This is a genomic window from Lentzea sp. NEAU-D7, assembly GCF_026242055.1.
Classification (GTDB): Bacteria; Actinomycetota; Actinomycetes; order Mycobacteriales; family Pseudonocardiaceae; genus Lentzea.
On sequence record NZ_JAPJDL010000003.1, the window covers coordinates 466,860 to 480,995 of the forward strand.

The 14,136-nt window shown below is 68.2% G+C and carries 14 protein-coding genes; 6 read left to right on the forward strand and 8 right to left on the reverse strand.

The window, feature by feature from the left end:
- Positions 1-46 precede the first annotated feature (46 nt).
- Positions 47-1,363 (forward strand): PLP-dependent aminotransferase family protein, encoded by a 1,317-nt coding sequence (locus ORI60_RS09170; RefSeq protein ID WP_266036320.1) that lies wholly within the window; start codon positions 47-49, stop codon positions 1,361-1,363.
- 16 nt (positions 1,364-1,379) lie between these two features.
- Complete coding sequence (locus tag ORI60_RS09175; protein WP_266036321.1) at positions 1,380-2,324, forward strand: D-alanine--D-alanine ligase family protein; 945 nt, start codon at positions 1,380-1,382, stop codon at positions 2,322-2,324.
- Between the two features lie 88 nt (positions 2,325-2,412).
- On the opposite strand, the gene ORI60_RS09180 is transcribed toward ORI60_RS09175, so the two are convergent.
- From ORI60_RS09180 to rsmG, 3 genes are all read right to left on the reverse strand, one after another.
- The gene (locus tag ORI60_RS09180; RefSeq protein ID WP_266036323.1) at positions 2,413-3,381 is read right to left on the reverse strand and encodes a ParB/RepB/Spo0J family partition protein; all 969 of its coding nucleotides are present in this window, start codon (positions 3,379-3,381) and stop codon (positions 2,413-2,415) included.
- Positions 3,378-4,253, reverse strand: coding sequence for a ParA family protein (locus tag ORI60_RS09185; protein ID WP_245983842.1), 876 nt, complete (start codon positions 4,251-4,253; stop codon positions 3,378-3,380). Before ORI60_RS09185 ends, ORI60_RS09180 begins: the two co-directional genes overlap by 4 nt.
- Positions 4,254-4,348: 95 nt before the next feature.
- Positions 4,349-4,996, reverse strand: coding sequence for a 16S rRNA (guanine(527)-N(7))-methyltransferase RsmG (gene rsmG, locus ORI60_RS09190; protein WP_266036327.1), 648 nt, complete (start codon positions 4,994-4,996; stop codon positions 4,349-4,351).
- A 204-nt stretch (positions 4,997-5,200) separates the two neighbouring features.
- Here rsmG and ORI60_RS09195 point away from each other — a divergent pair, with 204 nt between their 5' ends.
- Positions 5,201-5,638: a protein-tyrosine phosphatase family protein gene (locus ORI60_RS09195; protein WP_266036329.1), complete on the forward strand. Its 438-nt coding sequence runs from the start codon at positions 5,201-5,203 to the stop codon at positions 5,636-5,638.
- 1,321 nt (positions 5,639-6,959) lie between these two features.
- Here ORI60_RS09195 and ORI60_RS09200 read toward each other — a convergent pair.
- From ORI60_RS09200 to rpmH, 5 genes are read right to left on the reverse strand one after another with little or no spacing between them, the layout of a single operon-like run.
- The gene (locus ORI60_RS09200) at positions 6,960-7,523 is read right to left on the reverse strand and encodes a protein jag (RefSeq protein ID WP_266036330.1); all 564 of its coding nucleotides are present in this window, start codon (positions 7,521-7,523) and stop codon (positions 6,960-6,962) included.
- A gap of 30 nt (positions 7,524-7,553) precedes the next feature.
- The gene (gene yidC / locus ORI60_RS09205) at positions 7,554-8,582 is read right to left on the reverse strand and encodes a membrane protein insertase YidC (RefSeq protein ID WP_266036332.1); all 1,029 of its coding nucleotides are present in this window, start codon (positions 8,580-8,582) and stop codon (positions 7,554-7,556) included.
- 5 nt (positions 8,583-8,587) lie between these two features.
- On the reverse strand, positions 8,588-8,845 hold the full coding sequence (gene yidD, locus ORI60_RS09210) for a membrane protein insertion efficiency factor YidD (protein WP_030480223.1): 258 nt from the start codon (positions 8,843-8,845) through the stop codon (positions 8,588-8,590).
- Positions 8,842-9,183 carry a ribonuclease P protein component gene (rnpA, locus tag ORI60_RS09215; RefSeq protein ID WP_090006634.1) on the reverse strand — a complete coding sequence of 114 codons (342 nt, stop codon included), beginning with the start codon at positions 9,181-9,183 and terminating at the stop codon, positions 8,842-8,844. The genes yidD and rnpA overlap by 4 nt, the downstream gene beginning before the upstream one ends.
- Before the next feature lie 26 nt (positions 9,184-9,209).
- Entirely contained in the window at positions 9,210-9,353 is a 144-nt protein-coding gene (gene rpmH, locus ORI60_RS09220) for a 50S ribosomal protein L34 (RefSeq protein ID WP_030465619.1), read from the reverse strand.
- A gap of 346 nt (positions 9,354-9,699) precedes the next feature.
- On the opposite strand from rpmH, the gene dnaA reads away from it, so the two are divergent.
- The 3 genes from dnaA to gnd all read left to right on the forward strand — a co-directional run bounded on the left by dnaA (position 9,700) and on the right by gnd (position 14,135).
- Entirely contained in the window at positions 9,700-11,298 is a 1,599-nt protein-coding gene (gene dnaA, locus ORI60_RS09225) for a chromosomal replication initiator protein DnaA (protein ID WP_266036340.1), read from the forward strand.
- A 754-nt stretch (positions 11,299-12,052) separates the two neighbouring features.
- A complete protein-coding gene (gene dnaN, locus ORI60_RS09230) occupies positions 12,053-13,177 on the forward strand; it encodes a DNA polymerase III subunit beta (protein WP_090006636.1) in 1,125 nt (374 codons plus the stop codon).
- A gap of 43 nt (positions 13,178-13,220) precedes the next feature.
- Entirely contained in the window at positions 13,221-14,135 is a 915-nt protein-coding gene (gene gnd / locus ORI60_RS09235) for a phosphogluconate dehydrogenase (NAD(+)-dependent, decarboxylating) (RefSeq protein ID WP_266036343.1), read from the forward strand.
- Position 14,136: the final 1 nt, after the last annotated feature.

Consider the following 14,136-nt stretch of genomic DNA (forward strand, 5'->3'; position numbering starts at 1 on the left):
ACGACGGTTACACTCGCTCGGGACATTTCCTATACAGGAGTCCCACATGACTGTGCCCGGACAGCCCGCGAAGCAGGGCCCCAGAAGCCTTGACCCCCACCTCCGCCGCTACGCAGCGCGCACGGCAGGGATGACGGCATCCGAGATCCGGGCACTTTTCGCAGTCGCGTCCCGTCCCGAGGTCGTATCGCTGGCCGGCGGCATGCCCCACCTGGCCGCTCTGCCCCTGGAGTCGCTGTCCGCGGAGATCGGTCAGCTCGTGGCCACCGAGGGCCTGGTGGCCCTGCAGTACGGATCGGCGCACGGTGTTCCGACGTTGCGCGAGCAGATCTGCGACGTGATGGCGCTGGAAGGCATCAACGGCCACCCGGACGACGTGGTGGTGACCGTGGGCTCGCAGATGGGCCTCGACATGGTCACCCGGATCTTCTGCGACCCCGGTGACGTCGTCATCGCCGAAGGGCCCTCCTACGTGGGCGCTCTCGGGTCGTTCACCGCCTACCAGGCGCAGGTCGTGCACGTGGCGATGGACGCCGACGGGCTCGTGCCCTCGTTGCTGCGGGAGGCCCTCGAGGCCTGCAAGCGCAACGGTCAGCGGGTCAAGTTCCTCTACACGATCCCGAACTTCCACAACCCGGCCGGCGTGACGCTGGCGGTGTCGCGACGGGCCGAGATCCTGGAGATCTGCCGGACCTACGGCGTGCTGGTCGTGGAGGACAACCCGTACGGGCTGCTCGGGTTCGACGGGCAGACCTACCCGGCGCTGCGGTCGATGGACCCGGACAACGTCGTGTACCTCGGGTCGTTCTCGAAGACGTTCGCGGCCGGTCTGCGCGTCGGCTGGGTGCTGGCGCCGCACGCCGTCCGGGAGAAGCTGGTCCTGGCGGCCGAGTCGGCCACGCTGTGCCCGCCGACGCTGAACCAGATGGTCGTGTCCCGGTACCTGTCGACGCAGGACTGGAAGGGCCAGATCAAGACCTACCGCGAGGCCTACCGAGAACGCCGGGACGCGGCGATCTCCGCTCTCGAACAGCACATGCCGCAAGGTTCCACGTGGAACATTCCGGATGGCGGCTTCTACGTCTGGGTGACGGTGCCGGAGGGCATCGACACGAAGGCGATGCTGCCCCGCGCCGTGACTGCCCGCGTGGCGTACGCGTCCGGCACCGGCTTCTACGCGGACGGCTTCGGCTCCCGCCAGTTGCGGATCTCGTACTGCTACCCGACGCCGGAACGCATCCGCGAGGGCGTCCGCCGCCTGGCGAACGTCATCGAGGAAGAAGTGCAGCTGGCCGCGACCTTCGGGGCGACGCCGGGCCGTCAGCTGTCCGGTCCGCAGACCCCGTCGCCCGACACCGCCTGATCCTTGGAGTTCTGCTGTGGCTGACCGCATGGTCGCTGTGCTGTCCGGTGGGCTGTCCCACGAACGTGAAGTCTCGATCCGCTCCGGCCGACGCCTGTCGGCCGCCCTGCGGTCCGTGGGCGTGACGGTGGAGGAGTGGGACGCCGACTCGTCGTTGCTGACGCGGTTGCGGGACGACCGGCCGGACGCCGTCGTCGTCGCGCTGCACGGTGGCGAGGGTGAGAACGGGTCGGTTCAGGCGATCCTCGAGATGTTCGGCGTGCCGTACGTGGGCACGGACTCGCGGGCGTGCCGGCGGGCCTGGGACAAGCCGACCGCGAAGGCCGAGCTCGCCCGTGCCGGGCTGGCGACGCCGGAGTGGGTGGTCCTGCCGCACGCGACGTTCCGGGAGCTGGGTGCCAAGCCGGTGCTCGACGCGATGGTCTCGACGCTGGGACTGCCGTTGATGCTGAAGCCCGACCAGGGTGGCTCGGCGCTGGGCGCCCAGGTCGTCCGTGACGCCGCGGAGCTGCCGCCGGCGATGGTCGGCTGCCTGGCCTACGGGGACACCGTGCTGGCCGAGCAGTTCATCTCCGGGGTGGAGGTGGCGGTCGCGGTGGTCGACGGCCCGGAGGGTCCCTACGCGCTGCCTGCCGTCGAGATCGTTCCGGAGACCGGGGTCTACGACTACACCGCTCGGTACACCGCGGGGCTGACGGACTTCCACGCGCCGGCTCGGTTGGACGCGGCATCGGCCAAGGCGGTGGGGGAGCTCGCGGTGGCGGCGCACCGGCTGCTCGGGCTGCGGGACGTGTCGCGGACCGACGCCATCGTGGCGGAGGACGGGACCGTGTACTTCCTCGAAGTGAACGTGTCGCCGGGACTGACCGAGACGTCGCTTCTGCCGATGGCCGTCGAGGCCGCGGGGAAGTCGTTGGGCGAGATCTACGCCGGTTTGATCGAGCGCGCTGTCGCTCGTTGATCTCTTCTCATAGGTGACGCCCCGTATCCGATTGGATGCGGGGCGTCATCGTCACCGTGACATAAGGCCCGTGGGTGATCCTATGGGCCTACTCCGATGTCCGAATTGTCGTTTCTGGGCTCATCATGCCGATGATCCTTTGAAGATCATCAACTGAGCCGAATTCGACGACAATTCGGCCTTTTCGCTGCCCGAGTTCGACCTTCACGCGGGTGTCGAAGTTGTCCGAGAGGCGCTCGGCGAGCTCCTGCAGACCGGGCGCGTGCAGCTGCTTGCGCGGCGCGGCCTTCTCCTTCTTGGGCTTCTCGTTCTTGGCGAGAGTCACCGCTTCCTCGGTCGCGCGAACCGACATGCCCTCGGCGATGATCCGTGCCGCGAGGTCTTCCTGCGCTCCCGCGTCGTCCAGACCGAGAAGTGCGCGCGCGTGGCCGGCGCTCAGCACGCCCGCCGCCACCCGTCGCTGAACGGGGAGGGGGAGCTTCAGCAGCCGGATGGTGTTCGTGACGACGGGGCGACTGCGACCGATGCGGTCCGCCAGCTCCTCGTGCGTGACACCGAACTCCTCCAGCAGCTGCTGGTACGCCGCCGCCTCTTCGAGCGGGTTGAGCTGGACGCGGTGGATGTTCTCCAGCAGCGCGTCGCGCAGCATGACGTCGTCGGCGGTCTGCCGCACGATCGCCGGGATCGTCTTGAGCCCGGCCTGCTGCGTGGCCCGCCACCGGCGCTCGCCCATGACGAGCTCGAAGGTGTCCGCGGTCAGCTCTCGGACCACGATCGGCTGCATGAGCCCGAACTCCTTGATGGAGAACGAGAGCTCGTCGATCGCATCCTGGTCGAACACCTGGCGCGGCTGCTTGGCGTTGGTCCTGATCGCCGTGACCGCGATCTCGCGGTAGATGGCACCCGCGACCTCACCGGCAGGCTGCTGGACCTGGGTCTTGGGGGACCCGTTTCCGCCCATCGCGGGCCGGATCGTGCTCGGCGCACCGGCCGGCGGACCCTGCGGGATGAGTGCGGCCAGACCGCGCCCGAGCCCGCCCTTGCGCTGCTCCGTCATGCGCCCTCCTTCTTGGCCCCGCGGATCGCGATCTCCTTGGCGGCGTCGAGGTAACTCATCGACCCGCGCGAGCCCGGGTCGTACGTCAGCACCGTCTGCCCGAATCCTGGCGCCTCGGAGACCTTCACGCTGCGCGGGATGACCGTCCGCAGGGCGACGTCGCCGAAGTGGCCGCGCACCTCACTGGTCACCTGGTCGGCGAGCTTCGTGCGCCCGTCGTACATCGTGAGGAGGATCGTGGAGATCGCGAGGTCGGGGTTGAGGTGCTGCTGCACGAGCTCGATGTTGCGGATCAGCTGGCTCAGTCCCTCCAGCGCGTAGTACTCGCACTGGATGGGGATCAGCACCTCCTGCGCCGCGACCATCGCGTTGACGGTCAGCAGACCGAGGCTCGGCGGGCAGTCGATGAAGACGTAGTCCGGCTGCAGCTGGTCGAGCGCCTCGGAGGAGAGCGCCTCCTTGAGCCGCGACTCGCGCGCCACCATCGAGACGAGCTCGATCTCGGCGCCCGCGAGGTCGATCGTCGCCGGCACGCAGAAGAGGTTCGGTGACGTCGGGCTGACCTGAGCCGCCTCGGCGATGGAGATCTCGCCGAGCAGCACCTCGTAGACGCTCGGCGTGCCGCTGCGGTGCTCGACGGAGAGCGCCGTGCTGGCGTTGCCCTGCGGGTCGAGGTCGATCACGAGCGTCTTGAGTCCGTGAATGGCGAGCGCGGCCGCGAGGTTCACCGTGCTCGTCGTCTTGCCGACGCCACCCTTCTGGTTGGCGACGGTCATCACCCGGCGATGGGTCGGGCGGGGGAGCAGTGACTCGTCGGGGTGCAGCACGCTTGCCGCACGAGCCGCCTCTTCTGCAATCGGGGTCCACACCACGGCGCTGTCATCTCCGTTGTTGGTCGGCTTCGCTTTGGGTTGGGAGGGTTTCGTTTCACGTGGAACATCGGCTGCTTGGAACTCCGGGTACACGCTCACCGATCCCTCCGCGTCTGGCGCTCCACGATGAGCACCGTCGTAGGCACCTCAAGTACATCCGCTCCCACGACGACGACGTGTGCGTTGGCGCCCCCTGCTTTGAGCACCGCTTCGCCGTCGCGTTCAAGCTCCTCCTGCGCGCGCTCGCCCTTGAGCGCCACCATCCGCCCGCCGCCCCGGAGAAGCGGAAGGCACCACTTCGTCAGCTTCTCCAACGGAGCCACCGCCCGAGCCGTCGCGGCGTCGCAGTTCAACAACTGCTTGCGGATCGGCCCTTCCTCCGCGCGTCCCCGGAGGACCGTCACGTTGTCGAGCTGGAGCCGTTCCTTCACTTCCTCGAGCCACGCGATGCGGCGCGCCATCGGCTCGAGAAGCGTGATCCTCAGGTCAGGCCGCGCAATGGCGAGCGGTACCCCCGGCAACCCGGCGCCCGAACCCACGTCGACGACGCGCTCGTTGGGCTGGAACAGCTCCTCGATCACCGCCGAGTTGAGCACGTGCCGATCCCAAATCTTGTCGACTTCGCGAGGACCGATGAGTCCGCGCTCGACGCCGTGCTCCTCCAGGAGCCGGACAAACTCAGCGGCACGCTCAACGTGCTCACCGAAGACGAGCTTCGCGCTGTCGGGCAACTCCCCGGCCATGTTCTCCGTCCGCGTTTCACGTGAAACCACGCGGCGCGGTGTCCCAGCGGCCGGTGGAAAAGCTGGCGAATGCCAGGGCACCATCATGACGGATCGACCGTGTGCGGCGCCAAATCCTGAGCGCCGTTTCACGTGAAACTTGGGGGAAAGTTGCATCCGACGCTCTACACCGTTGCCCGGCCTGGTCCGGGGAAGGTTTCGACGATGGGTCATCCGGCCGGCGGGCGCTTGCTGGAGGGCAAGGTGCGCGGGCTGCGTTCGGCTGGGGTTGATGTGCTCGTGTCGGCTCAGACCGATGAGGAGCGGGTCGAGTGCGATCTGGTGGATGAGGAGCGGGTGGTGGTCGCGGCTGGGATTCAGTACGTGTGCCTGCCGATTCCGGATCGGGCTGTGCCGGATGTTCGGGTGGCTGTTGGGGTGGTTGCTCCGCTCCACTCGCTTTATCTGGGTGGGGCGCATGTGGTGTTCCACTGTTGGGCTGGGGTGGGGCGGTCTTCGTTGTTGGCTGGGTTGTTGTTGGGGATGGATGGGGTTTCGCCTGGGGAGGCTTGGGGGTTGATTTCGGCGGCTCGGGGGCGGGTGGTGCCGGACACGGTTGAGCAGGGGGAGTGGTTGGCTGCTTGGTGGGAGGGGCGGGGGTAGGTGTTTCACGTGGAACACGCGGACGCTTTTGCAGGGGGCGCCGCGCGGGTTGGCTTGCGTTGGCTGGCGCCGGTTCCAGCGGGGTGGTCACCTGCCGTGCGAGCGGTCGCCTTGCGAGGGTGGCTGGTCGGGCAGTACCGAGCCGGTGCGGGTCATCGCCGCTGCGCGTCGATAGCGATTGGGGCTTGACCTTGAGCCTCTGGCGGGATGCTTGAACGGCCGGAAAAGGCCGGGCTGAAAAGCGCCCGGCCGTGCCCATGAGGGGAGCATCCCGCCCCCTCAAGGTCAAGCCCCAATCGCCGTCGGGGTTGCGTCACCACCGCTCACACGGCAGGCCCTAGTTCACACGCCTCGGCTTCGCCATTGCCTCTGGCGGCAGGGCGGCTCGGCTTCGCCGTTGCCCTGCACGTCTGGAGGGACGCCTCGGCTCCGCCGTTGCGTTGAGCGGGAGAGTGGTTGGCTCCGCCGTCGCCCTTCGGTGCGGAGGGATCCTTCGACTCCGTTATTGGCGCGGCGACAGGGGTGGCCCGGCTCCGCTGGCGCCCTTCTCTCGTCGAGGGACATCTCAGTCCTGCCATCGCGGTTGGCAACTCGGCTGTTCGGAACCGCCGCCGCCGTGGCGGCCCCCACAGTCGCTCGGCTCCGTCGTTGTGTTGAGCGGGAGGGCGGCTTCGCCGTCCCTTGCGTGTGGAGGGACGCCTTGGCTCCGCCATTGCGTTGAGAGGCTGGGTGACTCGGCTTCGCCATTGCCGTGCACGGGACGGGGGACCGGCTCCGCCATCGCCCGTTATGCGCGAAGGACGCGTCTGCTCCGCCGCCGGCGACTCGGTTGCTTGGCTCCGCCGTTGCCTGTGCGTCCCACGGTTACCCGGCTCCGTCGTTGCCGTTCGCGCGTGCCGGAGGCGTCCGCTCAGTCGTTGCCGTGCGGGCTCGAGTGGTTCGGCTCGCCGTTTCCCTTCGGGTGCGGAGAGACTGCTCTGCTCTGCTCTGCCGTCGCCGCGGGCGCCCCTTGCCTCGTCCTTGCTTTGTCCTCAGGTTGCGGAGGGCGCGCTTCGGTTGTGCTGGGCTCGGCTTTGCCGTTGCCTCGGTGTGCGGAGGGCGACGGCGGGACGAGCCCTCCGAGGCGGCGCGTTGGGTCGTGTCGACATGTCGCTACCGGATGCGGCTTGCGTGTCTGCTGGCCCCTAGATCGTTCGCGTTGGCGGGGCTGTTCGGTCTGGGTTGAAGCCGTGCTCGGTTTTGGCTCCTTGCTTGTTCTGGTCCTGGACAGCGAACGGCCCCTGGTTCCGGTGGAACCAGGGGCCGTGGAGTGCGGAAGCTGTCAGGGCTTCGCGAAGATGATGACCCGGCGCTGCGGCTCCTCGCCTTCGCTTTCGCTGTGCACGCCCGCGACCGTGGCGACGGCGTCGTGGACGACCTTGCGCTCGAACGGGGTCATGGGGTGCAGGCGGGCGCGTTCGCCTGAGGCGGCCACCTTCTCTGCGGTGGTGCGGCCCATTTCCGCCAGTTCTGCTCGGCGGCCGGCTCGCCACTGGGCGATGTCCAGCATGAGGCGGGAGCGGACTCCCGTTTCCTGCTGGACTGCCAGGCGGGTGAGTTCCTGGAGCGACTCGAGGACGTTGCCTCGGGGGCCCACCAGCTTGGCGAGGTCCTCGCCGCCGTCGATGCTGACGATGGCCCGGCCGCTTTCCACGTCCAGGTCGATGTCGCCGTCGTAGTCGAGCAGGTCGAGCAGGCGCTCGAGGTAGTCGCCTGCGATGTCGCCTTCCTGGACGAGCAGGTCCTCGGTCTTGCTCTGCGACTGCGGCTCGGCCGTGTTCTCGGACTCGGCCGCGGCCTCCGACGACGCCTCCACGTCGTCGGTCGCCTGCAAGGTCTCCGACACGATGTCTCCTCTCCGGGGCAACGCCCGAAATCAGCGGCGCTTCTTGCTGCCCGGCTTCTTGCTGGTGGATCGGCCTGGGGTCAGGCCGGGGATCTCGGTGTTCGCGTTGCCGTTGGCGGCGTCCGTCGAAGCCTTCGGTGCTCCGCCCGGGCCTGCGGTCGGCATGCGCTTGGCGCCGTTGGCCGGCTTGGCTCCGGGGGCGGGCTTCTTCGGGTTGATCGGCTTCGCGCCCGGCTTCGGAGCGAGGGCCTGACGGGTCTCGACGACCGTGGCCTTCTTCTCCTCTTCCTCGGAGTCGATGCGCTTGTAGACGAAGTGCTGCTGGCCGAGGGTCCACGCGTTGTTGGACAGCCAGTACAGCAGGATCGCGACGGGGAAGAAGAAGCCACCGGCCAGGACGCCCAGGGGGAAGATCCAGAGCGTCAGCTTGTTCATGATGGCCGTCTGCGGGTTGTCCAGCGCGGCCTGGTTCTGGCGGGCGACCGAGTGGCGGGCCGTGAAGTGGGTCGCGATGGACGCCACGATCATCAGCGGCACCGACAGCAGGATGACGTTCAGGCGCTCGGTGCCGTACTGGGCCAGCTGGTCGCTCGGCATCGTGATGAACGTCGAGAGGTTCGTGCCGAAGAGCTTGGCGTTGACGAACGAGTCGACGCCCTGCTTGTCGAAGAAGTAGACCTCGCCCCAGCCGGGCTTGAACGAGCGCAGCACGTGGAACAGACCGATGAACACCGGGATCTGCACCAGCATCGGCAGGCAGCCGCCGAGCGGGTTGACGCCGTGCTCGGACTGCAGCTTCTGCATCTCCTGCGCCTGGCGCTGGCGGTCGTTCGGGTACTTCTTCTTGATCTTCTGCATCTCCGGCGCGAACTCCTGCATCTTTCGCATGGAGCGCACCTGGCCGACGAACGGCTTGAAGAGGATGGCGCGGAGGGTGAAGACCAGGAAGATCACGGCCAGTGCCCAGGCGAAGCCGCTCGACTCACCGAAGACCTTGCCGAACACCCAGTGCCAACACCACAAGATGAAGGACACCGGGTAGTAGATGAAGTTGAGCACGGGAGCTACTCCTCGGTGGATACGTCGGGGACCTGCCGCCTCGGCGGAACGGGGTCCAGGCCTCCAGGGTGCCAGGGTCCGCAGCGCAGCAACCGGCGGATGGTCAGCCAGGTTCCTCGAAGTGCGCCGTGGACTGTCAGGGCTTCCACCGCGTACGCACTGCAACTCGGGTAGAAGCGGCATGTCGGCGGCAGCAGCGGCGAGATGAACTTCCGGTAGAAGTGCACCGGCAGCAGCGCGACCTTCGCGGGCAACGTGGTCATCGCAGCACCTTGCGCAGGGCAGAAGAGAAATCGGCGGCGAGCTCGGAACTCGACGCCTCGGCTGCTGGAGCCAACGCCCGGACCACGACGAGAGTTCCCGGCGGCATCTCTGCGAGCGCGGGACGCACCACGTGGCGCAGGCGCCTGTAAACACGGTGGCGGACCACCGAGTTGCCCACTGCCTTGCTCACGACGAAGCCCACCTTGGACGAATCCAAGGTGGGCACGTCAGGCTTCAAGACGTGGACGACCAACCGGGGTCGTCCGGCGCGGCGGCCTCGGCGGACCACCAGGCCGAAGTCCTGGCTGCGGGTGAGCCGGGCGGCCGGTGGTAGCACGACGACGCTGCGCTTACCAGCCGCGGTCAGGCGGACAGAGTGGCACGGCCCTTGCTGCGGCGCGCGGCCAGAATGGCGCGGCCGGCGCGGGTCCGCATGCGCAGCCGGAAGCCGTGCGTCTTCGCGCGGCGGCGGTTGTTGGGCTGGAAGGTGCGCTTACCCTTGCTCACGGTCGGTCTCCCGGTGCTTCACTGCTGACAAAGCCTTGTGGTTGTCCCCGACGGCGGTGGACGTAGGCGCGCGAAAGGCGCCCGTCGCAAGCGGGAGACTCGTACGAGGGTACGCATGCCCGGGTGCGGCGACCAAATCGGGGTGGGCCACACCACGTCTTGTGAGGCGTGCCGGGCCTTGTTACCGTTCGTCCTTCGCGCGTGCCGGGCTGGCGTGGGAGCCGCCACCGACCGGCAACACAACGCACCTTTTAGTGCACAGTTGTGGATAACTCTGTGGATACCTCTATTCTCCGTGTCCACGTGTGGAGTCTTGGGCTCCGGTGGAGGGGAGGGGAGCGCGGAGGTGTCGAACCAGCAGGTCGATCTTGGTCTCGTGTGGGCCGAGGTGGTGCAGGAACTGGCGACCAGCCACCTGTCCCCTCAGCAGCGCGCGTGGATGAGGGTCACCCGTCCGATCGGTTTGCTGGATGGAACGGCACTGCTCGCTGCTCCCAGTGACTTCGCGAAAGAGGCGATCGAACGCGCACTGCGCGACCCGATCACCGCGGCGCTCTCCCGCAGGCTGGGCCGCACGGTCTCCCTCGCGGTGAAGGTCGACTCGCCGGAGCCGGTGAGTCCCATGAGCCCGCCCACCACGCCGATCCCCGTTCAGGCGATCCAGCCCGTGGCGCCGGTCCAGATCCCGTCGGTTCCCGGCATCGCCAACGGCGACACGCCCGGCCCCGTGATCACGGAGGAGGCGGTCGCCGCCGACGGCGCGGAGGAAGAGGTCGACGAGGCCGGCGACGCGCTGGCCGCCGTCACCGAGATCTGGCCGACGTTCAACACCGCCAACGCGGCGGTCGCCGCGGCGCCGAACGCGAACCTCCCGTACACGAGGCCCGCGAACCCGTCGCCGTCGCAGACCCGGCTGAACGAGAAGTACAACTTCGACACGTTCGTCATCGGCGCCTCGAACCGGTTCGCGCACGCCGCGGCCGTCGCGGTGGCCGAGGCTCCCGCCCGGGCGTACAACCCGCTCTTCATCTGGGGCGAGAGCGGTCTCGGCAAGACGCACCTGCTGCACGCCGTCGGGCACTACGCCCAGCGCTTGTTCCCCGGCATGCGCGTGCGGTACGTGTCGACCGAGGAGTTCACCAACGACTTCATCAACTCGCTCCGCGACGACCGCAAGGTCGCCTTCCAGCGCCGCTACCGGGACATCGACGTGCTCCTCGTCGACGACATCCAGTTCCTGGAGGGCAAGGAAGGTACGCAGGAGGAGTTCTTCCACACGTTCAACACGCTCCACAACACGAACAAGCAGATCGTGGTGTCGAGCGACCGGCCGCCCAAGCGGCTGGAGACGCTGGAAGACCGCCTGCGCACGCGGTTCGAGTGGGGCCTGATCACGGACATCCAGCCGCCCGAGCTGGAGACCCGGATCGCGATCCTCCGCAAGAAGGCGGCCCAGGACCGGCTCGCGGCCCCGGCCGAGGTGCTGGAGTTCATCGCCGCCCGGATAGAACGCAACATCCGCGAGCTCGAGGGCGCGCTCATCCGCGTCACGGCGTTCGCGTCGCTCAACCGGCAGCCGGTCGACGTCCAGCTCGCCGAGATCGTGCTGCGCGACCTCATCCCGGACTCGCACGCGCCGGAGATCACCGCACCGATGATCATGGCGGTCACCGCGGAGTTCTTCCAGGTCTCGATCGACGACCTGTGCGGCCCCGGCAAGACGAAGGCGCTCGCCCAGGCGCGGCAGATCTCCATGTACCTGTGCCGCGAACTGACCGACCTGTCGCTGCCGAAGATCGGCCAGACGTTCGGCGGCCGCGACCACACGACGGTCATGCACGCGGACAAGAAGATCCGCAAGGAGATGGCCGAACGCCGGCGCATCTACGACCAGGTGCAGGAGCTGACGTCGCGCATCAAGCAGCGCGCCCGCCACACTCCCTGATCCACCCGGGTACGCAAGAGGGGTCCTCCGTCGCGGAGGGCCCCTTTCGCGTACCCGGGGAGTTCCGTGCTTCGAGGACGGGACGCGGCGTCGCCGCGAGCACCCGGGGACGCGGCCGCGGGTGGACGGCCAACACCCGGGGACGGCTTAGGCGCAACGATGGGACTGCATCAGTCCGTGCGTCTCCAACCACCACCACGCGTCGCACACGTACCCAGGTAGACGAGGCTCGATCCGCCGCGCGCCGAGGCTTTCTGTTCGCCCCCGGCACTCGAAGGGGTGGGGACAACTGGAAAAGTCTGTGGCCCCGGCCACGATCTGGCCACAGAAGCCTGTTGAACACCCGGGTACAACTGGCCCGCACCCGGGGACGCACCCGGGGACAACTGTGGACGATCTGTGGATCGAGAGCTGTGCACAACTGGTTGTCCCCGGGTGCGTCGATCTGTCCCCGGGTGCTGTCCCCCCTTAGTCCACATGGTGAGTGGTCCCTTGACCTGCATGTTCAAGGGCTGTCCCCACAATCCACAACCCTTACTGTTACTGCTGTTTGATCTCTTCTAGGAAGAACTCAAAAGCAAAACAGCGGTGGACAGCTCCCGGGGATCGGTGCCCGAACCCCGAAGTGACGCGAAGGGCCAGGACGCTCTAACGTGGTTGCTCCGCACCTCGGTCAGCCGAGGTCGAGGCTCCCTAACCCCCACTGGCACGTTGTCGTGGTTGGGCTTGTCGACTGTCGAGGAAAGGACGCCTCATGAAGATCCGCGTCGAACGCGACGGCCTGGCCGACGCTGTCGCCTGGGTCGCTCGCAGCCTTCCGTCCCGTCCGCCGGTCCCCGTGCTGGGCGGCGTGCTGCTCGACGCGGAGTCTGACGATTCGCTGACGGTGTCCGGGTTCGACTACGAGGTCTCCGCCCAGGTCGGTGTTCCGGCGACGATCGCCGACGGGGGCCGCGCTCTGGTCTCCGGGCGTCTTCTCGCCGACATCACCAAGGCGCTGCCGAACCACCCCGTCGAGATCGCGGTCGACGGCGCCCGGATGATGATCAGCTGCGGCAGTGCCCGGTTCAGCCTCCCGACGATGCCGGTCGAGGACTACCCGGCCCTGCCGTCGATGCCCCAGCTGATCGGTGAGCTCCCCGGCGAGGTCTTCGGCGAGGCGGTGAGCCAGGTCGCCGTCGCGGCCGGCAAGGACGACACGCTCCCGATGCTGACCGGCGTCCGCGTCGAGATCGGCGAGGGCAAGCTGACCCTCGTCGCCACCGACCGGTTCCGGCTCGCCATGCGGGAGTTCCCCTGGGAGCCGGACGCAACCCTCGGCGAGGTCGCCGTCCTCGTCCCGGCCCGCACTCTCGGCGACGCGGCCAAGACGCTCGGCTCGTCCGGCAGCAAGGTCGAGATGTCGCTCGCGGCCAACGACGGACTGCTCGGTCTCTCCGGCTCCGGCAAGCGGACCACCACCCGCCTGCTCGACGCGGACTTCCCGAAGTACCGCCAGCTGCTGCCCTCCGAGCACAGCGCCGCGGCGATCATCGACATCGACGCGCTGCAGCAGGCGATCAAGCGCGTGTCGCTCGTCGCCGAGCGCGGCACGCAGGTGCGCCTCGAGTTCGTCGACGGCGGCCTGCGCCTGTCCGCCGGTGGCGACGACGAGGGTTCGGCCGAGGAAGAGCTCCCCGTCGAGTACACCGGCGACGCGGTCACCATCGCGTTCAACCCGGGCTACCTGCTCGACGGGCTCGGTGCGGTCCGCACGCAGAAGGTGCACTTGTCCTTCACCACACCCAGCCGACCGGCATTGCTGAAGCCGGTGGACGAGGATGGGAACGTGGCGCCGGGCTACCTGTACCTGCTCATGCCCGTTCGCCTTCCCGGCTGAGAAAACCCTTACCGGGTACCAGAAGAACACAGGGGAGAACACCGTGCAGCTCGGACTCGTCGGCCTCGGCAAGATGGGTTTCAACATGCGCGAGCGGGTGCGCCGGGCCGGTCACGAGGTGATCGGCTACGACCGCAACCCCGAGGTCAGCGACTCGGAGTCGTTGGCGGACATGGTCTCGAAGCTCGAAGCGCCGCGCGTGGTGTGGGTGATGGTGCCCGCCGGTGACATCACCCGGAACACCGTGAAGGAGCTGTCCGAGCTCCTGTCGCCGGGCGACCTCGTCGTCGACGGCGGCAACTCCAAGTTCACCGACGACCGGCTCCACGCGGACCTGTTGGCGGAGAAGGAGATCGGCTACCTCGACTGCGGTGTGTCCGGCGGTGTGTGGGGCCTCGAGAACGGCTACGCGCTGATGGTCGGCGGCGACGCCGCGCACGTCGAGCAGGCGATGCCGATCTTCGACGCGCTGCGCCCGGAGGGTCCTCGCGAGGAGGGCTTCGCGCACGCGGGCAAGGTCGGCGCCGGCCACTACTCGAAGATGGTCCACAACGGCATCGAGTACGGCCTGATGCAGGCGTACGCCGAGGGCTTCGAGCTGCTCGACAAGACCGACGTCGTGGACAACGTGCCCGCGGTGATCTCGGCCTGGCAGCGCGGAACCGTCGTGCGGTCGTGGCTGCTCGACCTGCTGGTGCGCGCACTGCAGTCCGACCCGGAGCTCGACGACCTGCGCGGGTACGTCGAGGACTCGGGCGAGGGCCGGTGGACCGTCGAGGAGGGCATCAACAACGCGGTGCCGCTCCCGGTGATCTCCGCCGCGCTCTTCGCGCGGTTCCAGTCGCGGCAGGAGGACTCGCCCGCGATGCGCGCGGTCGCCGCGCTGCGCAACCAGTTCGGTGGCCACTCCGTGCACCTCGCCGGACCGTCGTCCGGCGGCGGCAGCACCCAGGGCTAGC

Bases quoted from the DNA above. Each gene is read 5' to 3' on its own strand.
- dnaN (WP_090006636.1), top strand. From the start codon at position 12,053: ATGAAGATCCGCGTCGAACGCGACGGCCTGGCCGACGCTGTCGCCTGG.
- rsmG (WP_266036327.1), bottom strand. From the start codon at position 4,996: ATGGCCGGGGAGTTGCCCGACAGCGCGAAGCTCGTCTTCGGTGAGCAC.
- yidD (WP_030480223.1), bottom strand. From the start codon at position 8,845: ATGACCACGTTGCCCGCGAAGGTCGCGCTGCTGCCGGTGCACTTCTAC.
- ORI60_RS09195 (WP_266036329.1), top strand. From the start codon at position 5,201: ATGGGTCATCCGGCCGGCGGGCGCTTGCTGGAGGGCAAGGTGCGCGGG.
- ORI60_RS09170 (WP_266036320.1), top strand. From the start codon at position 47: ATGACTGTGCCCGGACAGCCCGCGAAGCAGGGCCCCAGAAGCCTTGAC.
- ORI60_RS09180 (WP_266036323.1), bottom strand. From the start codon at position 3,381: ATGACGGAGCAGCGCAAGGGCGGGCTCGGGCGCGGTCTGGCCGCACTC.